The 23,880-nt window shown below is 68.5% G+C and carries 20 protein-coding genes and 1 tRNA gene; 8 read left to right on the top strand and 13 right to left on the bottom strand.

Annotated features, from left to right (window positions below; translation table 11 throughout):
- Window positions 1–3 precede the first annotated feature (3 nt).
- Window positions 4–327: a tetratricopeptide repeat protein gene (locus ACZ9YD_RS05145; protein WP_465074051.1), complete on the top strand. Its 324-nt coding sequence runs from the start codon at window positions 4–6 to the stop codon at window positions 325–327.
- 164 nt (window positions 328–491) lie between these two features.
- Here ACZ9YD_RS05145 and ACZ9YD_RS05140 read toward each other — a convergent pair whose 3' ends face one another.
- From ACZ9YD_RS05140 to cydD, 5 genes are all read right to left on the bottom strand, one after another.
- Window positions 492–854, bottom strand: a complete 363-nt coding sequence (locus ACZ9YD_RS05140; RefSeq protein WP_465074050.1) for a hypothetical protein — start codon at window positions 852–854, stop codon at window positions 492–494.
- Window positions 851–2,767 carry an HAL/PAL/TAL family ammonia-lyase gene (locus tag ACZ9YD_RS05135; RefSeq protein WP_465074049.1) on the bottom strand — a complete coding sequence of 639 codons (1,917 nt, stop codon included), beginning with the start codon at window positions 2,765–2,767 and terminating at the stop codon, window positions 851–853. The genes ACZ9YD_RS05140 and ACZ9YD_RS05135 overlap by 4 nt, the downstream gene beginning before the upstream one ends.
- A 51-nt stretch (window positions 2,768–2,818) precedes the next feature.
- On the bottom strand, window positions 2,819–4,189 hold the full coding sequence (gene hisS, locus ACZ9YD_RS05130) for a histidine--tRNA ligase (protein ID WP_465074048.1): 1,371 nt from the start codon (window positions 4,187–4,189) through the stop codon (window positions 2,819–2,821).
- 135 nt (window positions 4,190–4,324) lie between these two features.
- Window positions 4,325–6,010 (bottom strand): thiol reductant ABC exporter subunit CydC, encoded by a 1,686-nt coding sequence (gene cydC / locus ACZ9YD_RS05125; RefSeq protein ID WP_465074047.1) that lies wholly within the window; start codon window positions 6,008–6,010, stop codon window positions 4,325–4,327.
- Window positions 6,007–7,749, bottom strand: a complete 1,743-nt coding sequence (gene cydD / locus ACZ9YD_RS05120) for a thiol reductant ABC exporter subunit CydD (protein WP_465074046.1) — start codon at window positions 7,747–7,749, stop codon at window positions 6,007–6,009. The genes cydC and cydD overlap by 4 nt, the downstream gene beginning before the upstream one ends.
- Before the next feature lie 197 nt (window positions 7,750–7,946).
- Between cydD and ACZ9YD_RS05115 the strand changes: the two genes are divergently transcribed.
- The 7 genes from ACZ9YD_RS05115 (at window position 7,947) to ACZ9YD_RS05085 (ending at window position 15,621) form a co-directional block, all read left to right on the top strand.
- Window positions 7,947–8,023: transfer RNA gene (locus ACZ9YD_RS05115), tRNA-Pro, on the top strand.
- A 103-nt stretch (window positions 8,024–8,126) separates the two neighbouring features.
- The gene (locus ACZ9YD_RS05110) at window positions 8,127–9,347 is read left to right on the top strand and encodes a CynX/NimT family MFS transporter (protein ID WP_465074045.1); all 1,221 of its coding nucleotides are present in this window, start codon (window positions 8,127–8,129) and stop codon (window positions 9,345–9,347) included.
- 292 nt (window positions 9,348–9,639) lie between these two features.
- Window positions 9,640–11,685: a poly-beta-1,6 N-acetyl-D-glucosamine export porin PgaA gene (pgaA, locus tag ACZ9YD_RS05105; RefSeq protein WP_465074044.1), complete on the top strand. Its 2,046-nt coding sequence runs from the start codon at window positions 9,640–9,642 to the stop codon at window positions 11,683–11,685.
- Window positions 11,682–13,574, top strand: coding sequence for a poly-beta-1,6-N-acetyl-D-glucosamine N-deacetylase PgaB (gene pgaB, locus ACZ9YD_RS05100; protein WP_465074043.1), 1,893 nt, complete (start codon window positions 11,682–11,684; stop codon window positions 13,572–13,574). Before pgaA ends, pgaB begins: the two co-directional genes overlap by 4 nt.
- A 3-nt stretch (window positions 13,575–13,577) precedes the next feature.
- Window positions 13,578–14,837 carry a poly-beta-1,6-N-acetyl-D-glucosamine synthase gene (gene pgaC, locus ACZ9YD_RS05095; protein WP_465074042.1) on the top strand — a complete coding sequence of 420 codons (1,260 nt, stop codon included), beginning with the start codon at window positions 13,578–13,580 and terminating at the stop codon, window positions 14,835–14,837.
- Window positions 14,834–15,274, top strand: a complete 441-nt coding sequence (pgaD, locus tag ACZ9YD_RS05090) for a poly-beta-1,6-N-acetyl-D-glucosamine biosynthesis protein PgaD (protein ID WP_465074041.1) — start codon at window positions 14,834–14,836, stop codon at window positions 15,272–15,274. Before pgaC ends, pgaD begins: the two co-directional genes overlap by 4 nt.
- Window positions 15,275–15,318: 44 nt before the next feature.
- Window positions 15,319–15,621 (top strand): hypothetical protein, encoded by a 303-nt coding sequence (locus tag ACZ9YD_RS05085; protein ID WP_465074040.1) that lies wholly within the window; start codon window positions 15,319–15,321, stop codon window positions 15,619–15,621.
- Between the two features lie 6 nt (window positions 15,622–15,627).
- Here the strand turns inward: ACZ9YD_RS05085 and proB are convergent, their stop codons facing one another.
- The 8 genes from proB to ACZ9YD_RS05045 all read right to left on the bottom strand — a co-directional run bounded on the left by proB (window position 15,628) and on the right by ACZ9YD_RS05045 (window position 23,872).
- Entirely contained in the window at window positions 15,628–16,776 is a 1,149-nt protein-coding gene (gene proB / locus ACZ9YD_RS05080) for a glutamate 5-kinase (protein WP_465074039.1), read from the bottom strand.
- A 13-nt stretch (window positions 16,777–16,789) separates the two neighbouring features.
- Window positions 16,790–17,047 (bottom strand): YciI family protein, encoded by a 258-nt coding sequence (locus ACZ9YD_RS05075; protein ID WP_465074038.1) that lies wholly within the window; start codon window positions 17,045–17,047, stop codon window positions 16,790–16,792.
- A gap of 30 nt (window positions 17,048–17,077) precedes the next feature.
- On the bottom strand, window positions 17,078–18,373 hold the full coding sequence (gene argH / locus ACZ9YD_RS05070) for an argininosuccinate lyase (RefSeq protein ID WP_465074037.1): 1,296 nt from the start codon (window positions 18,371–18,373) through the stop codon (window positions 17,078–17,080).
- 87 nt (window positions 18,374–18,460) lie between these two features.
- On the bottom strand, window positions 18,461–19,414 hold the full coding sequence (gene argC / locus ACZ9YD_RS05065) for an N-acetyl-gamma-glutamyl-phosphate reductase (RefSeq protein ID WP_465074036.1): 954 nt from the start codon (window positions 19,412–19,414) through the stop codon (window positions 18,461–18,463).
- Window positions 19,411–19,962, bottom strand: coding sequence for a GNAT family N-acetyltransferase (locus tag ACZ9YD_RS05060; protein ID WP_465074685.1), 552 nt, complete (start codon window positions 19,960–19,962; stop codon window positions 19,411–19,413). Before ACZ9YD_RS05060 ends, argC begins: the two co-directional genes overlap by 4 nt.
- A 75-nt stretch (window positions 19,963–20,037) precedes the next feature.
- Window positions 20,038–21,303, bottom strand: a complete 1,266-nt coding sequence (locus tag ACZ9YD_RS05055) for an acetylglutamate kinase (protein ID WP_465074684.1) — start codon at window positions 21,301–21,303, stop codon at window positions 20,038–20,040.
- Window positions 21,304–21,421: 118 nt separating this feature from the next.
- Window positions 21,422–22,537, bottom strand: a complete 1,116-nt coding sequence (locus ACZ9YD_RS05050) for an acetylornithine deacetylase (RefSeq protein WP_465074035.1) — start codon at window positions 22,535–22,537, stop codon at window positions 21,422–21,424.
- A gap of 129 nt (window positions 22,538–22,666) precedes the next feature.
- Window positions 22,667–23,872 carry an argininosuccinate synthase gene (locus ACZ9YD_RS05045; RefSeq protein ID WP_465074034.1) on the bottom strand — a complete coding sequence of 402 codons (1,206 nt, stop codon included), beginning with the start codon at window positions 23,870–23,872 and terminating at the stop codon, window positions 22,667–22,669.
- Window positions 23,873–23,880: the final 8 nt, after the last annotated feature.

Here is a 23,880-nt window from a genome sequence, read left to right as displayed (position 1 = left end):
CCCATGCGCGAACGTTTGCAGGCGCTGCTCGATGCGGGACGCGACGATGCGCTGCTGCGCTTTGGGCTGGGCAATGCTTGCCTGCGGGTGGGAGACACCGACGCGGCGGCGATACATCTGGCAGCCGCGACGCGGCACGATCCCGCTTACTCGGCGGCGTGGAAGCTGCTCGGCAAGGCGCTGCTCGCGTCGGGGCGCGAAGACGAGGCCGAAGCGGCGTGGCGCGCGGGGCTCGATGCGGCGGCGCTACGCGGGGACGTGCAGTCGTCGAAGGAGATGACGGTGTTTCTGCGCCGGATCGAGCGCGGGCGGCAGGCGGGCGCGTAAGCCGAGCGGGCAACGCCCGCGGTCAGCCGCGATGGGTGCGCCCTGAACTGCCCACCCAGAGATCGCGTCGGAACGATCTGTAGGAGCGCGCTTGCACGCGATGGGACTGACCGGGAAAGCGTCATCGCGCGCGAGCGCGCGCCTACAACAGCGCCGAACCTCCGCTAGTCGGCGCGTTTGCGCGTCTGCATCGCCATCCAGGCCAGTGCGACGCCGCACAAGGCGCCCATCGACGACATGAACACCCGCGCGGCGAGGAAGTTCGGGTCGTGGATCTTCTGCAGCGCGATGCGCGCATAGACCGGCGATTCGAGCCGCACCACGCCCATGTAGAACAGGTGCCAGGCGTCGATGCCGGTCGCGATGCCCAGGGCCACTAGGCTGCCCCAGCCGATCGCGTGCCCGTGCGCCCAGCGACTGCGCGCGCCGATCCAATGGAGCACCAGGTAACAGACCGCGCCGACGACCAGCGCGATCAGCGCCGCCTCCAGCACGCCCAGCCAGCCGAAGTGCAGCGCGAGGTTCAAGCGGCCGGGCCGGAAGGCTGCACGCGCCAGCGCGGCAGCACGCCGAGCAAGGCGCCTTCGGACACGAGCTTCACCGCGGCGGCGACTTCGCCATCCAGCGCGCGGTCGCGGTCGAGGAACGGGATCGCGTCGCGCACGATGGCGTGCGCCGCGGCAACGATCTCGCCGGGATGGAAGGGCTCGCAGGCGGCGAGTTCGGCGCGCAACGCTTCCACCTCGTCGACGAAGGCGCCGCGCGTCGCACGATCCGACGCCGGACCGCCCTGCACCTTCGCCGCCAGCGCTTCCGCATCGCCGCGCCGCGCGAGATCGCGCGCGGCATTGATCATGTCAACGCGCAGATCCAGCGCCTGCGCGGCGGTGTAGATCTCCAGCGCCAGCACCTTGCCCAGATCCTCGGCCATCGACAGCACGTGGCGCGCTTCATTGGTCCCCATCGACACATGGTCTTCGGCGTTCGCGCTGGTCGGGATCGAATAGACGCTGGCCGGATGCGCGCGCGTGGCGAGATCGTTGACGATCGCGGCCGCGGTGTACTGCACGATCATGTAGCCCGACTCGGTCGCATCCTCGTTGCCGATCAGGAAACCCGGCAGGCCGTCGTTCGTCGCCGGATCGACCAGCTTGTTGAGGCGACGTTCGGAGATCGACGCCAGCACCGGGATCGCGGCCTTGACGTAGCTCATCGCCAGCGCGAGCGGCATGCCGTGGAAATGGCCGGCCGAGATGACCTTCTCCTCGACGTGCTCGGCCTCGCGATCGGGGAACACCAGCGGATTGTCGGTGACCGCGTTGAGTTCGATCTCGAACACGCGCTTGCCCTGCTCGATCGCATCGCGCACCGCGCCGTGCACCTGCGGAATGCAGCGCAGCGAATAGCTGTCCTGCGGCTGGTGCTTCTTGCCGCCGCGGAACGGACGGAAGCGCGTGTAGAACTTCTCGCGGCCGTGGCGCTGGTCGCTCGGCACCCAGTCCCAGCCGATGTCGAAGCGCAGTGCCTGCGCCTCGGCGGTATCCCAACTGGTGGGCAGCCAAGGACGGAAGCGCGGCACGAGGTGATACGGAATGTCGGCGAGCGTGGAGCCGGCGAGCAGCTCGCGCAGATGCGCGGCGACTTCGACCTGGCCCGGATGCGGGCGCAATGCGTGCACGTCCGGATCGAACGCGCCCAGACGACCCGCGAAGGCGTCAATCGTCATTGCCGCGGCGAGATCGGCGGTGTCGAGCAGCGCGTCGAGCTTCTGCAGCGCGAGCACGCCGGTGGCGAGCATCTGCGCGGTGCCGTTGTTGAGCGCCAGGCCTTCCTTGTACGACAGCGTGACCGGCTCGAGACCGGCGCGCTTCAGCGCGTCGGCGCCCGGCATCCGCTCGCCGTCGACGAAGGCTTCGCCGCCGCCCAGCAGCACGATCGCCAGATGCGACAGCGGCGCGAGATCGCCGGATGCACCGACCGAGCCCAGCGCCGGCACCACCGGCACGATGCCCGAGTTGAGCAGCGCGGCCAGCGCCTGCAGCGTCTGCACGCGGATGCCCGAATGGCCCTTGAGCAGCGTGTTGATGCGGATGCACAGCATCGCGCGCACCACGTCCGCGGACAGCGGTTCGCCGACGCAGACCGCGTGGGTCACGATCAGATTGACCTGCAGTTCCTCGTGCAGCGAGCGGTTTGAGGGCGTCGCGCCCGGCAGATCGTCGCGCAGCGGACGCGCACCGAGCAGGCGGTCGGCATTGCTGCCAAATCCGGTCGACACGCCGTAGATCGGTTCCTCGCGCCGCACCTGCTCGGCGAGGAAATCGGCGGCGCGGGCGACGCCGGTCAGCGCGTCGTCGTCGAGCGCGACCGGCGCGCCGTGCGCGACCATGACCAGCTGCGCGCGGGTGAGCGAGCGGCCGTCGAGGCGGATGGATTTCATGGGCGTCTCCCTCCCGGAGCACGAACGCGGCGCGGCGCGCCGCGGTGGAACTTACGGCATCGACCTCGCCTGCTCACGCTCGACGAGCAACGTGCGTGGCAGATCGTCGTCGGCCACTTCGAACTGTTCGCCGCGGCGCAGATCCTTGACCGCGACCACACCCTTGGCGGCTTCGTCCTCGCCGCGGATCACGACGAAACGGATACCGGCGCGGTCCGCGTACTGCATCTGCTTGGCGAGCTTGCGCGGTTCGAGCTGGGTTTCGACATTGAGGCCGCCGCTGCGCAGGCGCTGCGACAGCGCGAGCGCGTCGGGCAGCGAGGCGTCGTCGAGCAGCGTGACCAGCACGTCGACCGAACTCTCGGCGGTCGTGATGAGACCCGCTTCGCGCAATTGCCAGAACAGGCGCGTCAGTCCGATCGAGATGCCGACGCCGGGCAGCTTCGACTTGGTGTAGTGGCTGGCGAGGTTGTCGTAGCGGCCGCCCGAACAGATCGAACCGATCTGCGGGTGCGCATCGAGGATCGTCTCGTAGACCATGCCGGTGTAGTAATCGAGACCGCGCGCGATCGACAGATTCAGCGCGTAGCGCGATTCCGGCACGCCAAGCGCGCGCAGCTGGTTGAGCAGGTCGCGCAGTTCGTTGCGGCCCTCTTCGAACAACTCGGTGCCGGCGCCGAGCGCGTCGAGCTTCGCCAGCGCATCGTCGTGGCCGGTCGAGCGCACGCGCGAGAACGCGAGCAGACGTTCGGCGACCTCGTCGGACAGGCCGAAGTCCTCGCCGGTCAAAGTGGCGCGCACCGCGTCCTCGCCACGCTTGTCGAGCTTGTCGATCTCGCGCAGCACGGTCATCTGCCGCGCGTCGTCGATGCCCTGCCCTTCGAAATAGCCGCGCAGCAGCTTGCGGTGGTTGAGCTGGATCGTGAACTCGCCGATGTCGAGCGCGGCGAACACCGCGCTGATCACCGCCGGCACTTCGGCGTCGTAACGCGGCGACAGCGAATCCTTGCCGATCACGTCGATGTCGCACTGGTAGAACTCGCGGAAGCGGCCGCGCTGTGCGCGTTCGCCGCGGTAGACGCGCTGCATCTGGTAGCGGCGGAACGGGAATGCGAGGTCGTGCTCGTGCTCGGCGACGTAGCGCGCCAGCGGCACGGTGAGGTCGAAGCGCAGCGCGAGTTCGGGCATGCCATCGGCCGCTTTCTCGAGCGCGCCGGTGGACTGTACGAAATAGACCTGCCGCTCGGTCTCGCCGCCGGACTTGGTCAGCAGCGTGTCCGACAGCTCGAACACCGGCGTCTCGATCGGCAGGAACCCGAAGCCCTCGAACGTGCGGCGGATCGTGTCCAGCATGCGCTGGAAGGCGATCTGGTCGCGCGGCAACAGTTCCATGACGCCGGGCGGGGTCCGGGGCTTGATCATGCGGGCAGACTCTTCGGTGATGCGGATGGAGAAGGACATTCTAATGCGTCCCCGTGCTGTGCATTCCCCTGTGGGAGCGCGCTGGCGCGCGATGGGGGCTTTACCTGTACAGACCTATTGCGCGCAAGCACGCGCCTACGCGGCGTCCGGATCATGCAGACGTCCATCGCGCAACCACAGATGCCGGTCGACGAGACCGGGCGGCAGCGCGCCGTGGGTGATCAGCAGCAGGCTGCGGCCGGCCAGCAGTTCCGGCAGGTCGCGCAGCAGGGCATCGGCGGTATCGTGATCGAGGCCTTCGGTCGGCTCGTCGAAGACCACCAGCGGCGCATCGCGCAGCAGCGTGCGCGCCAGCGCCAGGCGGCGCGCCTGCCCGGCCGACATGGTCACGCCGGCCTCGCCCACCCAGGCATCGAGCCCGCCGATCCGCTCGGCCCAGCCATCGAGCCGCACCTGCGCGAGCATCGCCCACAGCGTGGCGTCATCTGCATCGGGCGCGCCGAAGAGCAGGTTGTCGCGCACGCGCCCGGCGAACACCGGCGCGTTCTGCGGCAGCCAGGCGATGCGCGTATACCAGTCCGCCTGCGCCATCGCGCGCAGGTTCACGCCCGCCCAGGTCACCTGCCCGGCCTGCGCTTCGGCACTGCGCAGCAGCAGCGCGGTCAATGTGGATTTGCCGGCGCCGCTGTCGCCGCTGATCGCAATGCGCTCACCGGGCGCGACGGTCAGATCCAGGCCCTGCAGCACCGGGCGCGCATCCGCGTGCCAGGCAAACACGACATCCTTGAAGTGCAATGCACCATGCGCCGGAACCGCGACCGGCTGCGCGGGATCCCCCACCGCGGGCGATGCGCCAGCCACCGCATCGAGGCGCGCGATCGACGCGCGCGCGGCCAGCAGCGCCTGCCAGGCGAGGCCGGCGCCCGCCCAGGCTTCGAACAGGCCGATCGCGAGGAAGAAGATCGCCGCGGCATGCGCCGCCGGCAGCGTCCCGACGGTGAAACCGGTGGCGCCGCTCCACAGCAGGCCGAGCAATCCGGCCGCGGCGATACCGCCGTGCAACGCCTGCGCATCGGCCAGGCGGAGACGACGCGTGCACTCGAGATCGGCGACATCGTTTGCGTCGGCGTCCACGCGCGCCAGCCAGCCTGCGGTCGCATCGAGTGCGGCGAGATCTGCGCGGCCTTCATAGAGTTCGTGCAGGCGCGCACGCAGCGCGGCGCGGCGTTGCGCACGCAGCGTTTCCTCGGCCGCGCGGCGCCAGGCGACGCGCGCCGGTACGACAACGGCGAGCAGCACGGCGATCAGCGCCAGCCACGCCGCACTGGGCGGATGCAGCCAGGCGACGACGCCGAGACCGAACATGCCGATGCCGAGCAGGGCCAGCAAGGGCCCGGTCGCGCGCAGCAGCAGGCCGTCGACGGCATCGATATCGTCGAGCAGCCGCGCGAGCAGATCGCCGGTGCGCAGGCGACCGAGCTGCGCCGGGCTCAGACGCAGCGCGCGCGCGAAGAACCAGCTGCGCAGGTCGCGCGCGATGCGCAGCATCGTGTCGTGACCGAGCAGTTTTTCCAGATAGCGCGAGACGATGCGCGCCAGCGTCAGCCCGCGGATACCGGCCGACGGGGTGAAGAAATTGAAGCTGCCGAGCACGCCGTACGTCAGCGCCGCGCCGGTCAGAAAGGCGCCGGACACACCGAGCAGACCGACGCCGGCGACCAGCGTCAGCAACATGAGCGCGACCGCCAGCAGCACGCCGCGGCGATGGCCACGCAGTAGCGCGCGTGTGGATTGGATACGGGTCAGATCGTGATCGCTCATGGCGCGACCTCCGCCGGCGCAGGCACGCGCCACTTCGCACCCGCCCACTTCATGACGGCGTAGCTGTGAGTGGCGACGATGACCGTGCAGTCGCCGAGATGTGCATCCAGCGCGGCGAGCAGATCGGCTTCTAGGTCGGGATCGAGAAACGCGGTGGGCTCGTCGAGCAGCAGCAACTGCGGCCGCAACAACAGGGCGCGTGCCAGCGCCACGCGACGCGCTTCGCCGCCGGACAGTCCGAACCCGCGTTCGCCGATCACCGTGTCCATGCCATCGGGCAACTTCGATGCGAACCGCGCGACCTGCGCGACGCGCGCAGCCTCGGCGAGTTCGGCATCACTGGCGTGCGGCGCACCGATGCGCAGGTTGTCGGCGATGCTGCCGTGGAACAGCCATGGACGCTGGCCGGCGAGCGCGATGCGCGTGCCGGGGCCGATGTCGATGCGTCCGGCTTCGGGCGTCAGCCAGCCGGCCAGCGCATCGAGCAGCGTGCTCTTGCCGGAACCGCTGGGGCCGACGAGGGCGAGACGCGCGCCCGGCTGGACTTGCAGCGAAATGTTCTGCAACGCGGGCGCGCGGGCTTCGGGGTGGCGCAGCGTGACGTCGGAGATGCAGACGGCAAATGGCTGGGGCGATTGCGAAGGATCGACTTCAGCGCGCTCGCAAGCTTCGCCCTCATCCCGACCTTCCTTCGCCTGCGGGGGAAGAAGCCGATTTGCGTCGAGCACCGGCAATCCATCGAACGCCGCTTCGATTTCCGCGACCGCCGCCAGCGCGTTTGCGCGGTCGTGGTAATTCGCGGCCAGGCGCCGCATCGGGGCATAGAACTCGGGCGCGAGCAGCAGGCAGAACAGGCCCGTCGAGAGTGGCAGCGCTTCGCCACGCAGGTCGAGCATGCCCAGATACGTGAAGCCGAAATACACCGCGACCAGCGCCACGCTGACCGATGCGAAGAACTCCAGCACCGCCGACGACAGGAACGCGATGCGCAGCACGCGCATGCTGCGCACGCGGATGGTCTCGGTGGCCTCGCCGACCTGCGCGAGCTCCGCGTCGCCGCGTCCGTAGACGCGGATCAGATCCAACCCGCGCAGGCGATCGGTGAAGTGCGCACCGGCGCGCGCGAGCGCGGCCAGCTGGCTGCGGCTGGCGGTTTCGGCGCCTTTGCCGATCAGCATCATGAACATCGGCGCCAGCGGCGCGGTCAGCAGCAGCACCAGACCGACGATCCAGTCAGCGGCGAACACCGCGATCAGGATCGCGATCGGCACCATCGCGATTTCCGCACGCGCGACGAGGTAGCCGCCGTAATAGCCGGCGGTCGCGTCGACATGCCCGGTCGACAACGCGACCAGTGCGCCACTGCGCCGGCCGCGCAGCCACACCGGACCGCGCGCGGCCACGGCGCCGGCCAGTCCGGTGCGCAGCTGCGCGAGCGCCGATTCGATCACATCGGCCTGCAACCGCTGCCCTGCCCACACCAGCCACGTGCGCGTGAGCAGCGTGATGGCCAGCAGCGCCAGCGGGGCATGCAATGCGCCGAGCCCGGCGCGCGCGAACAGCACGGCATCCAGTGCCCACGCGATCGCCGCGGCCTGCGGAATCCACAGCCACCCGGCCAGCACCTGACAGGCACACGCGCGACGGTGGCGGTCCCGCCACGGCGCGAGCTGCGCATCGAGCCAGCCGCTCCGCCGACGTCGCGCATCGGCCGTGGTTTCCGGCGAAGGCGCACTCATACGGACAGGATCATGCGAAAACGGACATGCGGGCTCCGGAACGCGGACACCGCACACCGGTATCGCGAGCCGGCAGTATCGCAGCCCGCCGCGCCGGGGACGCGGCCGCCATCGCTTCCGGTGCGTGGCCGAGAAATTCCCTTCACGAAATGCTTGCCCTCCCCGAGGGTGCATCAGTAGAATGCGCGGCTCACCTTCGGGGTGTAGCTCAGTCTGGTAGAGCGCTACGTTCGGGACGTAGAGGTCGCAGGTTCGAATCCTGTCTCCCCGACCATCCGCAGCAATGCGGTAGGTGATATCGAAAACCGGCCCTCGCGCCGGTTTTTTCGTTTTCCGGCCGTGCCCGGTTCGCGGCGATGGATGGTCCCCCCGCCGCCATGACTTCGCGTGCCTCCGCGCATTCCGCGCCCCGTCTGCTGCCCGTCATCGTGCTGGCCGGCATCGTCCTGTCGGCGTTCAACCTGCGCACCGCGGTGACCTCGCTCACCCCGCTGCTGGACGTACTCGGCGATGTCTTCGGATTTGGCTCCACCACCGCGGGTCTACTCGGCATGCTGCCGACCGCCGCCTTCGCCGTGTTCGGTGTCGCGACACCGGCGCTGACCCGTCGCATCGGCCTGGAACGCACCGCGCTGCTGGCGATGTCGCTCGCGGGCGGTGGGCTGGTCCTGCGTTCGCTGGCCGATGGCGTCGGCGTGCTGGGTCTCGGCGCGACGATCGCGCTGGCGGGCATGGGCATCGGCAATGTGGTGCTGCCGCCGCTGGTCAAGCGCTGGTTTCCGACGCGCGTGGGCGCGATCAGCACGCTTTACATCACCGTCCTGCAGTTGGGCACGATGCTGCCGGCTCTGCTGGCAGTACCGGTTGCCGATGCCGCCGGCTGGCGCTGGGCACTGGGTATCTGGTCGCTGACCGCGTTCGCGGCCGCCGTGCCGTGGCTTTGGTTGCTGCTGCGCCACCGCGAGGCGCTCGCGCCGCCCGCGCCCATCGTCGATGCACACGCCGTCGTCCCCGCGGCCGGACGCATCTGGCGCTCGCCGATCGCCTGGGGCATGGCGCTGATGTTCGGCATGACCTCGCTGATCACGTACGCGATGTTCACTTGGTTGCCGCTGCTGCTGACCGAAGCGGGCGCCTCGCCCGCATTCGGCGGCACGATGGTCGCGCTGTTCTCCACGCTGGGCCTGGTCGGCGCGCTGGGCATGCCGTCGATCGCGGTGCGCATGCGCAATCCGTTCGTGATCGTCGTGCTGTGCGCGGGCTGCCACCTCGTGGCGTACGCCGGCCTGCTGCTGGCGCCGATGGCCGCGCCGGTGCTGTGGGTGATCCTGCTGGGCCTCGCGCCCAGCACCTTTCCGCTGGCGCTCACGCTGATCAACCTGCGTACGCGCACCCCTGCAGGCTCCGCGGCGCTGTCGGGCTTCATGCAGGGCACCGGCTACGCGCTCAGCTGCGTGGGGCCGCTGCTGTTCGGCGTCCTCCATGCGGCCACCGGCGGCTGGCATTGGCCCTTCGCCATGCTGCTCGCTGCGGTCGCGGTGCTGTTGATCGGCGGCTGGATGGCCTGCAAGCCACGCTGGCTCGAGGACACTTGGTAGCGCGACGCGTGCAGGCGGCGACAGGTGCCCCATCCCGTGCATACAGGTTTCGTTGAGAATTTTCTCAACGAGGCGAACAGCCGCCATCGAGCGCTTTTCAGTCGCCATCGTGCTGCCAACGTGGTGATCGATGCACGCGAACCGGTCGCCATTCACCTCGATAAAGTGACGTGCTCCTCACTTTGTAACGCCCAGCATCCGGCGCCCCCTGCACGCCCTGTGCAGCCCCACGCCCAAGTGAGATGCCGTGCCCGTCTGTCAGCGCCGTTCCGGCCGCCCCCGTTCGCCCGAATTGCGTCCGCGCCTCCTGTGCCAGACGCTGGCCTTGGCCTGTCTTGCGGGTTCGCTGGCGAGTGTCGCTCTCGCGGCGTCGGATCCCGATGTCCGCAGCCAGGCGGATCAGCTGCGCGCGCAGGACCGCCCGGCCGACGCATTGCGGGTCGTCGAACGTCGCCTCGCCGAAGCGCCGGATGACGACGATGCCTTCCGCCTGCGCGTCCTGATCCTCACCGATCTCGGCAGCTCGCGACTCGCGGTGGAGGCCATGCGCCAGCGCCCGCAGCTGTTCGCAGATCACGAGCGCGAGCGCATCGAAGGCGACGCGGTCGCGCGCTCGATCGGATGGGGCCGGGTCGAACCGGAAACACCGGACGCGCGCTTGGCCGAATCGCGCGCCGCATTGGCCGAACTCGAAACGCTGCAGCGCGATGCGCCGCGCCAGACCAACTGGGAAGCCACGCGCCTGCGCGTCGATGCGCTGTCGGCGCTGAACCATCTCCAGCGGCACGAGGCCGTCGTCACCGGTTATCAGGCGCTGCTCGACGACGGCATCGAAGTGCCCGCCTACATCCTTGGCACGGTCGGCGATTCGCTGCTCGCCCTCCGGCGTCCGGCCGAGGCCATTCCGGTACTGGAAAGCGCGATCGCGCACGCGCCGCATGACGTCAACGCCCGCATCCTGCTCGGCTACGCCTTCATAGAAGCCGAGCGCTTCGATCGCGCGCTGCCGCTGTTCGAAACGCTGGCCGCATCACAGGAGGCCTGGCCACGCCAGGCGGGTGCGCGCAGCGGTTACGACAACTGGGACCGCTATAGCGCCGACCTCAATCACGCGCTCGCGCATTCCTATGCCAACGACAACGCACGCGCGGACACGATGCTGCAGGCGCAGGCCGGCATCGGCCCGAACAATCCAGGCCTGCAGGCCGCCTATGGCGCAGTGCAGTCGCGCAGGCTGCGCCCATCCGCATCGCTGGAACGCTACGAGATGGCGCTGACGATGGCGCCGCAGCACCGCGACGCCCTCGCCGGCCGCGTCGGCGCACTGACCGCGCTCGATCGCATCGACGAGGCGCGCGTCGCGTTGACCGATTTGCAGCAAGCGCATCCGGAAGATCCGCGGCTGGACCGCGTCGAACGCGATCTCGACCGCAATCGCGGGGTGCAGACCACGCTGTCGGCGAATCGCGGACGCAGCCGGCAACGTGATGGCGCGGGCACGTCGATCTCGCCGTTCGGCAGTCGCGATGGTGGCTGGGCGCTGGAAGTGCGTTCGCCCCTGATCGACGACCGCTGGCGCGTCGGCGTGTTTGCGCACGAGGACTGGGCCGATTTCATCGATGGCCGCACGCGTCATCGCGCGGCCGGTGTCGGCACCTGGTATCGCCACGACCGGCTCGGTGCCTGGGCAACGCTTGGCGCGGCCGGAGGTGGATCGAATGGCGCGACCTGGACGCTGGGCGCCGACTGGCGCTTCAGCGATGCCTGGCGCGCCGGCGTGGAACTCGCGCGCAATGCACAGGACACGTCGTTGCAGGCGCGCCGCCTCGGCATCGACGCCGACAGCGCGACGCTCACCGCTTCGTATGTGCCCAGCGACACCTTCGCCCTGCAGGGCCGACTGTCGCGACTGCGCTACCACGACGGCAATACGCGCGACCAGCTCGGCGTCGATGCGACGCAGCGTCTGCTCACGCGGCCGCATCTGATGGTCGACGGCCTGCTGTCGGCCTATACAAGCCGCGGCTCGCGCGGCGACACGGTGGGCTACTTCAATCCCGAACACGACGCGTCGGCGAACGTCGGCCTGCGCTTCGACCACATCACCTGGCGGCGCTACGAGACCGCGTTCCAGCAGCGTGTCGAAGTGATGGCCGGTCCGTACTGGCAGCGCGACGCGGGCACGCACTGGGTGCCGTCGCTGGGCTATCGCCATCTGTGGCGACGCGACGGCCACGAACTCGAATACGGCGTGGCGTGGTCGCGTCCGGTCTACGACGGTCTGCGCGAGCAACGCGTCGCCCTCGATGTCGAACTGCGCTGGGGAGGTGCCCGATGATCGCGTCCACACGCACCTGGATCGCCGCCGCGCTGCTCGCGCTGCTGTCCGTGCTGTCGCCCGCAAAAGCCTCGCTGCTGGTACTCAGCTACCACGACATCCGCGACGACGTGGCGCCCAAGGGCGATCCCGATCCCTACGCGGTGTCGACGACCAATTTTGCCCAGCACCTCGACTGGCTGCGCGCCCACGGGTATCAGGCGGTCAGCGTGCAGGCGGTCATCGACGCGCGCGCCGGCCGCGGCACGCTGCCGGACAAAGCCGTGCTGCTGACTTTCGACGATGGCCTGCGCAGCACCTATACGCATGTGTTCCCGTTGCTGCGCGCCTACAACTGGCCCGCACTGGTCGCGCCTGTGACCAGCTGGGTGGAACTGCCGGCGGATCAGGTGGTGCCGTATGGCCCGCGCGATTTCACCGGCGATGATTTCCTGACCTGGGCGCAGCTGCGCGAGATGCACGACAGCGGTCTGGTCGAGATCGGTTCGCACAGTCACGATCTGCATCGCGGCCTGCCCGGCAATCCGTTCGGCAACCAGACGCCGGCCGCGGTCACCCGCATCTGGACCGAGGGCAGCGGCTATGAGGGCGAAGCCGCGTGGCGCGCGCGGATCGAATCCGATCTGCAGGCCAGCCGCACACTGATCGAACGCAACGTTGGCCAGGCGCCGCGCGTGATCGTGTGGCCCTACGCCGCCTACAACGATGTCGCCAACGGCATCGCCACCGCGCTCGGCATGGCGCTGTCGTTCGATCTCGAAGGTCGCGCGCAGGAAACCGACCTCGGCCTGCAGGGCGAGGCGCGCGCCGACCAGGCTTCGCTCGCGAGCCTCGCCCGCCTGCTGATGCACCGCAATCCCGACGTGCGCGATCTCGCCGGTGAACTGCGGCGTGATCTGTCACTCGATGGCGTGCGCGCGATCCAGGTCGATCTGGATTACGTCTACGACGAAGACCCCGCGCAGCTCGAACGCAATGTCGACGCGCTGGTGCAGCGCATGCAGGACATCGGCCCGAGCCACGTGTGGCTGCAGGCGTTCGCCGATCCGGACGGCGACGGCGCCGCTGAGGCCGTCTACTTCCCGAGCAAACACATGCCGGTGCGGGCCGACCTGTTCAATCGCGTCGCCTGGCAGCTGCGCACGCGCGCGCAGGTGCGGGTGTATGCGTGGATGCCGGTGCTCGGCTTCAAGCTGGCCAATGCGGAGCTGCAGCGCGAACTGCAGATCGCTGCGACCGGTGAGAACGAGATTCCGCGATTGAATCCCGGCGATCCGCGCACGCTGGACATCGTCTCGGACATCTATGCCGAACTCGCCGCGAACAGCCATTTCGACGGCCTGTTGTTCCATGACGATGCCTATCTGCGCGACGACGAGATTCCCGCCTACGGCGGCGGCGTGCCTGCGGCGCGGACGCAGGGTCTGATCGATTTCACGATGGCGCTCAAGACCGCGGCGCAGCGCTGGCGGCCGAAGCTCACGACCGCGCGCAACCTGTTCGCACGGCCGGTGATGGAACCGGCGTCGGAAGCCTGGTTCGCGCAGCGGCTCGAGCCCTTCCTCGCGGCCTACGACACCACCGCGCTGATGGCGATGCCGTACTTGGAAAATGCGGACGACCCGCAGGGCTGGCTGCGCACGCTCGCCGACACGGTGCGCACGACGCCCAACGGCGTGGCGCGCACGCTGTTCGAATTGCAGACCGTCGACTGGCGCGTCCCCGCGCCGCTGCCGGGCGACACGCTGCGCGCGCAGTCGCGGCTGCTGCAGGCGGCCGGCATCCGTCATCTGGGTTATTACCCCGACGATTTCATCGGCAATCAGCCATCGCTCGAGGATGCGCGTGACGCGATGTCCGCGCGCGCCTTCCCCTACCTGGAGCGCTGAGCGATGGACTGGTCTTCGATTGCGTGGACACGCTGGTTGTTCAACTTCGCGTTCTTCTATCCGATCGTCATGGCGTTCTTCTGGATGACCGGCGGCGTCTACTACTACATGCGTCGCGAGCGCAAGGCGCCGAAGCCCGACGCGCCGCCGCCGATGCGGCATACGCCGTTCGTCTCGGTGCTGGTGCCCTGCTTCAACGAGGAAGACCACATCGCCTCGACAATCACCGCGCTCTCGGCGCAGGTGTATCCGGACTTCGAGATCATCGCGATCGACGACGGCAGCACTGATCGCACGCGTGAACTGCTCGACGCACTGGTCGCCGACCATCCGCGCCTGCGCGTGGTGCATCTGGCGGAGAATCAGGGCAAGGCCAACGCACTGCGTATGGGGACGTTGGCCGCTGCGTCGGATTACCTGGTCTGCGTGGATTCCGACGCCACGCTCGACCCGCACGCGGTGCGGTGGATGGTCGGCCATCTGATCGACGGGCCGCGGGTCGGCGCCGTGACGGGCAACCCGCGCATTCGCAACCGCACCACCCTGATGGGCCGCATGCAGATCGGCGAGTTCTCCGCGATCATCGGGCTGATCAAGCGTGCGCAGCGAACCTACGGACGTCTGTTCACGATCTCGGGCGTGATCTGCGCGTTCCGTCGCACGGCCTTGCACGATGTCGGCTACTGGTCCGACCAGATGGTCACCGAGGACATCGACATCTCCTGGCGCCTGCAGATGGCCGGCTGGGACATCCGTTACGAACCCAACGCGCTGTGCTGGATCCTGATGCCGGAAACCCTGCGCGGCCTGTGGTCGCAGCGCCTGCGCTGGGCCTGCGGCGGTGTCGAGGTGCTGCTGAGCCATGGCCGCAGCGTGCTGGCGTGGAAGAAACGCCGCATGTGGGGCGTACTGCTCGAATACCTGCTGAGCCTGGCCTGGGCCTACGTGATGCTGACGATCATCACCCTGTGGCTGGTCGGCCTGTTCGTGACACTGCCGCCGGCGTGGCACGTGGACACCATCCTGCCGCGCTGGCACGGCGTGGTGCTGGCCTTCGTCTGCCTGTTGCAGTTCGCCACCAGCCTGCTCATCGAACGCCGCTACGAGACGAAGATGGCCCGGCATTTCTACTGGGTGATCTGGTATCCGATCGCCTTCTGGATGCTCGGCATGTTCACCGCCGTCGTCGCATTCCCGCGCACCCTGCTGCGCCGCCGTCGCCGCGCGGTGTGGACCAGTCCCGACCGAGGCGCTGCCGCATGACCCCACCGATCATCGACCACACGCCCGCACGCGGGCCACGCAAGCGCTTCGCTTCGGGCGCGCTCACCGCCGCGGCGTGGACCGTCTACGCCTGGCTCTGGGTGCCGCTGATTACCGCAGTTGCCTGGTTCATCGGTGTGCGCACCGCGTACGTGCGCCTGTACCTCAACGAGAGCGAGATCGACGCCTTCCTGCTGCTGTCACTGCCGGTGATTGCACTGATCTGCGGCGTGCTGCTGATCGGTTGGGCGGAATACAACCGGGTCAGGTTTTCGAAGGCGGACCGCCGCAAGCGGCGAGGGGCGATCGCCGACGAGCAGGTTCGCGTGGCGCTGGGGGCAAGCGCGTCACTGGCGGCGAAACTTCGGGACGGGCGTATCGTGCAGCTGGCGCTCGACGACGACGCGCGTCCTGTCGCGGCGAAGGTCGGCAGCTGAATCGGAATCGGCGGCACGTGTGTGCCGCGGCTTCGATGGCGCGCATGCTCGCGCCGCCGATCGTATCGACGTGCGCACCGGGCGCATCGCTGTCGCGCATCGCGACCTGCGTGGGCGCATCGCTGCACGCCAGGGCCGCGGTCCGGAGCTCGTTCGTGGACGTGGATGTGGTGTGGGGAGCGACAACGCAGCGCGATGCGGAGATGGGCGCGACGCGTGCTGTGGCAACTGAGGGCCAGTTCCTCTCACAGAACGTGTCGCCCATTACCGTCATTCCGGCGGCTTCTGACAGACGGGCGTCAGGTCAAGCCGGAATGACAGTGCAAGGCTGGGCGCGTGATGAATGACCCGGATCACACCAGCACCAGATCGTCGCGATGCACGATGGTCTCGCCGTAGCTGTAGCCCAGCGTGCCTTCGATATCACGCGAATGCCGCCGCGCGAGCCGGCGGATGTCGTCGGCCGAGTACTGGGTCACGCCGCGCGCGATCGGCTCGAGCGCATCGCCGTCGAGCAGGACCACCGACACCAGGTCACCGCGGCGGAACTCGCCTTCGGCAGCGAGCACGCCGCCCGGCAGCAGCGAAGCGCCCTTCTCCACCATCGCGTTCGCGGCGCCGCTGTCGACGATGATCGCGCCCGGCTCGGCCGGCGCGTTCTGCAGCCAGTGCTTGCGCGCGGCCATGCGCGTGCGCAGCGGATGGATGCGCGTTCCGCGCAGACGATCATGCGCGAGGCCATCGAGCACATCGGCGCGGCGGCCGTTGAACAGCACCGTCGCGACGCCGGCCGATGCGGCGCGCTGCGCGGCTTCGAGCTTGGTGCGCATGCCGCCGGTGCCGACACTGCTGCCGGCGCCACCGGCGACCGCCAGCAGTGAGGCGCTCATCTTCGCGACGACCGGCATGGGCCGCGCGTGCGGTTCGATGCGCGGGTCCGCGTCATAGAGGCCATCGATGTCGGTGGCGATGAACAGCACGTCAGCATCGACCAGCGCGGCGACGATCGCGGCGAGATTGTCGTTGTCGCCGAGCTTGAGCTCGTCGACCGAGACCGTGTCGTTCTCGTTGACCACCGGCAGCGCGCCGTGGCGCAGCAAAGCGGTCAGCGTCGCACGCGCATTGAGGTAGCGACGGCGGTTGCGCAGGTCGTCGTGGGTCAGCAGCACCTGCGCGACCGGACGTTCGAAGAAGCCCTGCCAGAAGCCGGTCAGCCGCGCCTGGCCGAGTGCGGCGAGTGCCTGGCGCTCGGCCATCGGCGCGCCAGGCGCGGGATTGGCATGCAGGATCGCGCGGCCCGCCGCGACGGCGCCCGACGACACCACGACGACCTCGCGCCCCGCGGCGTGGCTTGCGCGGACAAAACCGGCAAGCGCTTTGGCGTATTGCGCCGACAGGCCGCCGCCATCTGCCGCCAGCAGGCTACTGCCGACCTTGAGCACCGCGCGCCGCCAGGGCGGCAGCGGCTGTTCGGGAAACGCATCGGTGTCGGGCACGTGCATCGGTCGGCTGCGCTCAGCGGGTGTTCCACTCGTGGACGACGAGCTCGCTCACATTCTGTAGTGCCAACGGGTCGGCCGCGACGATCGCCTGCGCTTCGTCCAATGACCCGATCCCGCTCAACAGATACGCGCCGCCCGTGCCGTCCGCGAAGCCGCCGGTCATATCCAGCAGGCCCCGCGCGCGCAGGTCGTCGAGGAAGGCCTGATGCGGCGCGACGACGGACACATCGAAGTCCGGGCGGCGCATCGCGATGACGAGGAAGCGTTTCATGTCGGCAGCTCTCGCAAGGGAATCAGGGACTCAGGCCAGCGCATCCCAGCGCGCACGCAGCGTGTCCAGGCGCAGGTCGGCAGCGCCGCCCGGCGAGGTGCGCGCGGCGAGACTGCCTTCCGGCGTGCGGCCCTGCCCGGCCGTGTCGGCGCTGGCCGCAGCAGCTTGATACGCCTCGCGGAACGGCACGCCGGCGATGGCGGCTTCGACCGCGACATCGGTCGCGTACATGCCCGAATCGACAGCCGCGCACAGGCGGTCTTCGCGCCATTCGAGATTCGCCAGCAGCGCCGGCAGCAGCTCCAGCGCGGCGAGTCCGCGACCGAAGCCGTGGAAGATCGCGCCCTTGGAACTCTGCAGGTCGCGGTGATAGCCCGACGGCAGCGAAAGCAGATGCTCGATCTCGGTGCGTGCCGCGGCGACGCTGGCGTGCGTGGCGCGCATCAGTTCGACGACGTCGGGATTGCGCTTGTTCGGCATGATCGAGCTGCCGGTCGTGTACTGCGCCGGCAATGCGACGAAGCCGTACTCCGCGCTGGTGAACTGTGAGAGATCCCAGGCCAGACGACGCAGATCCAGCGTCGCGCTGCCCAGCGCTTCGAGCGCGGCGAGTTCGAACTTGCCGCGCGAAAGCTGCGCGTAAACAGGCGAGACCTGCAGCCGCGCGAAGCCGAGTGCGGCGGTGGTGTGGTCACGATCGAGCGCGAGATTCACGCCGTAGCCGGCCGCCGTGCCGAGCGGATTGCAGTCGATCAGCGCGAGCGTGTCTTGCGCACGCACCGCGTCGTCGATAAAGGCCTCGGCCCAGCCCGACCACCACATGCCGCCCGAGGACAGCACGGCGCGCTGGATGTGGGTGTAACCGGGAATCGGCAGCTCGCGCTCGGCTTCGGCGCGGTCGATCGCGATCTTGGCGATCTCGCGCGACAGCGCGGCCAGACGCGCGAGCTTCTCCTTCAGCCACAGGCGCGTCGCGACCAGCACCTGGTCGTTGCGGCTGCGGCCGGTGTGGATGCGCCGACCGGCATCGCCGAGACGTTCGGTCAGACGATCCTCGATCGCCGAATGGCCATCCTCGAAGCGTTCGTCGAGCACGAAGGCGCCGCTGCGGAAATCGTCGGCCAGCGTCGCCAGTTCGCGCTTCAAGCCGTCGAGCTCGTCGCTTGAGAGGATGCCGACGCGCTGCAGACCTTCCGCATGGGCGGCGCTCGCGGCGATGTCGTGCAGGAAGAATTCGCGGTCGAGGATCACGTCGTCACCGGCGAGAAACGCCTGGATCTGCGTGTCGACGGCGACGCCAGGCTTCTGCCAGAGGAGAGTGCTCATGTCGGTGTCCTTGCGGGATCTGGAGGAGCGCGCTCGCGCGCGATACAGCTGTACTGGTGGCGCGCAGTCGTACGCGCCTAGCGGGAATCAATGCGGGATCGACGTCAACTCGTCGAAGCCCAGCGCACGGTTGAGGTTCTGCATCGCCTGCGTCGCCGCGCCCTTGAGCAGATTGTCGAGCGTCGCCACGACGACGACCCGGCCATTGCCCGGCGCCATCGTGAAGGCGCCGATCTGCGCGCCATGACGGCCGGCGATTTTGCTGACCCACGGCGCGTCGTCGATGACCTCGACCAGCGGTTCGTCGGCGTAGCGCGTATCGAACAGCGTCTTGACCGCGTCGCGCGTCATCGGCGACGACAGCCACAGGTTGACCGTCATCGTGATGCCGCGGAAATGCGGCGCGACATGCGGCATGAATTCGACCGGCAGCGACAGCTGCTTCGACACCTCGCGCTCGTGCACGTGGTTGGTCAGCGCGTAGGGCATCAGGTTGTCGGCCAGCAGCGCGGTATCGTTCTTGTCCGACGGCGTGGTGCCCGCGCCCGAGTAGCCGGACACGCCGAAACACTGCGGCGGCCCGGCGAGATGTTCGACGAGGGGCGCGATCGCCAGCTGCATTGCGGTCGCGTAGCAGCCGGGATTGCTGATCCGGCGCTGGCCGGCGTACCGCGCACGCGTCAGTTCGGGCAGCCCGTAATGCCAGCCGGCCTCGAAGCGGTAGTCGGCCGACAGGTCGACGATCAGCGTGTCCGGCCTGGCAGCATCGATCGCAGCAACGAAGGGCGCGGCCTTGCCGTTGGGCAGCGCGAGGATCACCGCATCGGCGCCCTTCGCGGCGACCGCGTCGGCAACGAGGCTTTCGAAGCGCAGTTCGCCCGCGAAGCCGTCGGTATGATCGGCGACGCGCTGGCCGTCGAGCTCACGCGAGGACACGAACGCGAGTTCGAGGCCCGGATGCGCGGCGACGAGGCGGATCAGTTCCTGACCGGTGTGGCCGCGCGCGCCGACGATGCCGAGGCGGATGGGAGATGTGCTCATGGAGAGGTGTCCAGCTTGAACGTGTCGAGTTTGAATCCGAGATGGCGACGCACGGCCGGCCACTCGGCGTCGATCACCGAAAACACCACGGTGTCCCGCAGCGAGCCGTCGGCATGCCGTTTGTGGTGGCGCAGCACGCCATCCTGTTTCGCGCCGAGACGCGCGATGGCCGCACGCGAGGCGTGATTGAACCAGCTGGTCTCGAACGACACCGAGGCGCAGCCGAGCACGTCGAAGGCATGCGCGAGCAGCAGTCGCTTGGCGTCCGTGTTCAAGCCGGTGCGCTGCACACGCGGCGCGTACCAGGTGTAGCCGATCCTGAGATTGGGCACGGCGGCATCGAGATCGTAGAAGCGCGTGCTGCCGACGACGTTGCCATCGGCATCCAGCACCGCGAACACCAGCGCTTCACCGGCCGCCTGCGACGTGAGTGCATCGTCGATGTAGCGCGGCACGTCATCCGGCGCGGGCACGTTGGTGTACCAGACCGTGTGCAGCGCGCTGTCGCGCGACACCGTCGCAAGCGCATCGGCGTGCGCCGGCGCCATGGGCACCAGCGACACGTGACGACCGGTCAGGGTCGGGGTCCGTGTCCACGCAACGTCGGCGACGGGTTCGCCCACTCAGCCCACCAGCGTCGGCGGGCGGGTCGCGCAATGCGCGACGCAGCGCTGGATCTGCTCGAAGCCGTCCAGTCCGTACCAGAACACCTTCCACTTCTCCTGCTTGATGCAGCCGTCGGACTCGGCGTAATAGAAGATGTTGACCTGGTTGTGGTGGCGCGAACGCCAGAACAGCTGCGGCGTCTCGTCACGCATCACGTTCCACACCGCGCGCCCCAGACCTTCGCCCTGCGCATCGTCGAGCACGGCGAACTTGTCCAGATATACCGTGCCCTCGCCTTCGGTCAGGATCACCGCAGCCCGGTAGTTCTCGCTGACGTAGGCGCGCAGCAGCGGTGTGCGCTCGAAGTAGTCGGGGGCGAGCGCGCGGCCGAAGCTCGATTCGATCAGCGACTTGAGTCGTTCGAGATCCAGATCCGACCAGTCGGTCACGCGCAGCACCTGCTCACCGCGACGCACCAGCGTGCCCGAGCCCTTGTGCGTAAACAGCTCCTTGGCGAGATCGGCCGGACGCGTGATCGATACCGACGAGGCCATCGGCAGACCTTCGAGCAACGCCTTGATCTGCTCGATCTTCACCTTCATGCCGCCATGGATCCACGGCTGCTGGATCAGATGGTCGTACTCGGTCGACAGGTTGATCGAATCGATCACCTTGCCGTCGGCATCCAGCAGGCCGCCGGTGCCGGTCAGGAAAATGATCTTGTAGGGCTGCAGTTCGCGCACGAGTTCGTTGGCGGCGAAATCGGCATTGATGTTGAGGATCTGGCCCGACGCGGTTTCGCCGAGGCTCGTGATCACTGGAATCGAGCCGGCCTGCAGGCTGGCTTCGATCGGCGCGAGATTCACGGCGCTCACTTCACCGACCAGGCCATAGGTGGCCTGGTCGAGATACGTCGCTTCGAACACACCGCCGGTGATCGAGGTCGCACGCGCGCCGTTGCGTTGCAGGGCTTCGACCAGGCGCAGGTTCGCGGCCTGGAACACGCGGCGCACGATGGCCAGCGCCTCGGGCGTGGTGACGCGCAGGCCACCCACGGTCTGCTTCTCGATACCGGCCGCGGCCAGTTCGGCGTCCAGCTGCGGGCCGGCGCCGTGCAGCACGATCGGCGTCAGGCCGACTTCCTGCAGGAACGACAGCGAGGACGTCAGATCGTCGAGTTCGTCGCGCAGCACCGCGCCGCCGACCTTGACCACGGCGAAGCGCTTGGCATCGAGCTGCGAGAAGCGCTTGAGGTACTGGCTGATTTCCTTCGCGCTGGCCATGCTCGAAAGCAGGCGCACGATGGTCTGACGGGTCTGGACGTGGGTCGCGGGAATGTTCACGGGCTGCAATCGGTTGGGCGTGGGATGGCGCGTGGAAAGCGGGCGATGCGGGAATTGCTCAGCGATCGCCGTTGATGATCCGGTGCACTGAATCGGCGTAGCGCTGCAGTTGATCGAGCGTCACGAACTCGTCGCCGGTATGCGCCTGGGCGATGTCGCCCGGGCCATAGACCAGCGCGGTGTAACCACCGGCCGAGAACAGCGAGGCCTCGGTCCAGAAATCGACCGCGTTGCCGATCGGCAGATCGAAGGCGTCGGCGATGTCGCGCGCGGCGAGCCGGCGGTCTTCGGCGCGATCAGCACTCCCATCAGAAGCCGCACCCGACGGCAAGCTCGGACCGCGGAAGGTTTCCTCGAAATGCGCCGCTTCTGGCTGGGCGAATCCGGAGAAGGTCTGCAGCAGATCGTCGATGTCCATCGACGGCAACGGCCGGAAGCCGAAGCGCAGCTCGGCGGCCGGCGCGATCATATTGGCCTTGATGCCGCCTTCGACCCGGCCGATGTTGAAGCGCAGACCGGTCAGACCGCCGAAGCGCGCGTGCGCCAAGGATTCGACGTGATCGAGCGCACGGCCGCCCCAGCGCATCGCCTGGTGCAGCGCGCTCGCCGCCGGATCCTGCTTGCCGGATGCATGGCCCGCAGTGCCAGCGAAACGCATCAGCACCGAGCTGATGCCGCGATGCGCGAGCACGGCTTCGCACTGGGTCGGCTCGGCGACCAGGACGGCCTCGAACGACAGACCGCGCGCGAGGAACGCCGCGATGCAGCGCGGATCGTTGGCTTCCTCGTCCGAGGAAAACAGGAACGCCGCATCGCCATCACCGGCATTGGCCGCTGCGATCAGCGCCGCCGCCGCGCCCTTGATATCGCAGACACCGAGGCCGACCACACGATCATCGAGGCGCCGCATCACGTGCGGATCGGCGCTCCAGTCGGGCGAATCCGGCACCGTGTCCAGGTGCACGTTGAACAGCACCGTCGGCGCACCGCGCACCGCGAACAGGCTCACCGCGCCGTCGCCGTGGTCGATCACTTCGACATCGAAACCAGGCAGCCGGCCACGGATGTAATCGAAGATACCGCCCTCGGCCGCAATCGCACGCGGCGGATTGCGGGTGTCGAAGGACACCAGGTGTTCGAGATGGTCGAGGGTCGTGGCAAGCAGATCGGTCATGGAGTCAAGAAATTCCGGGCGGATGAACCCTTCTCACTCAGGGAGAAGGTGCCCCGAAGGGGCGGATGAGGGGCGCGACCTTGCGGCCCTCACCCCAACCCCTCTCCCTGAGGGAGAGGGGCTCGACACTCAGCGATTGACCTGCGCGTACAGCGTCGAGCTCATGCCGAACAGCTTGATGAACCCTTCGGCCTCCTCGACGCCCCAGTCCGCGGACTGCGCGTAGGTCGCGCCCTTGGCGTTGAGGATGTGCGGCGAGGTCACCGCCACCGCGTCGACGCGGCCGCCGCGGGTTTCCAGCACCACTTCACCGGTCACCTTGGCCTGCGAGGATTCGAGGAAGGCTTCGATGTCGGCCTTGAGCGGATCGTGGAAGAAGCCCTCGTAGACCAGCTCGGTCCACTTGCGCGCGACCTCCGGCTTGAAGCGGTTCTGCTGCTTGGTCAGCACGGTGTCTTCGAGCGCGCGGTGCGCGGCGAGCAGCGAGATCAGGCCCGGCGCTTCGTACACGATGCGGCCCTTGAGGCCGATCACGGTGTCGCCGGTGTAGACGCCGCGGCCCACGCCATAGGGTGCGAACAGTGCGTTGAGCTTCGCGAGGATCTGCGCGCCCGGCAGCGTTTCGCCATCGAGCGCGACCGCCGTGCCCTGTTCGAACCGCACCGTGACCTGCAGCGGCGCTTCCGGCCATTCGGCGCGCGGCGCGCACCAGCCACGTGCACCCTCGCCCGGCGCTTCCCAGCGGTCGATCTCGCCGCCGGACATCGTCAGGCCCAGCAGGTTCTCGTTGATCGTGTAGGCCTGCTGCTTGGCGCGCACGCCGAAGCCGCGCTCCTCCAGATAGGCCTGCTCGTAGGCGCGCGTCTGCGTGTGTTCCTTCTGGATCTCGCGGATCGGTGCCACGATGCGGTACTCGCCCTGCGCCTTCACCGCCAGGTCGAACCGCACCTGGTCGTTGCCCATGCCGGTGCAGCCGTGCGCGATCGCGTTGGTGCCGAGTTCGGCGGCGCGCGCGAGCGCGGCATCGACGATCAGATAGCGGTCCGACACCAGCAGCGGGTACTGGCCCTGATAAGCCTCACCGGCCCAGACGAACGGCTTGACGAAACCGTCCCAGATTGCGGGACCGCCATCGACGGTGACGTGGCTGGCGACGCCGAGTTCAGCCGCACGCTGCTCGATGAAGGCGCGCTCTTCGGCATCGACGCCGCCGGTGTCGGCGAACACGGTGTGCACGGTCCAGCCCTGCTCCTTGAGATAGGGCACGCAGAAGCTGGTGTCGAGGCCGCCGGAGAAGGCGAGGACGATGTCGCGGGAGGTGTGGGCGCTGGTCATGGAGATGT

Source organism: Luteimonas sp. AC640a (assembly GCF_979256585.1).
Note: the sequence above shows the minus strand (reverse complement) of the source record. Positions and strands in the feature narration are given on the sequence as shown.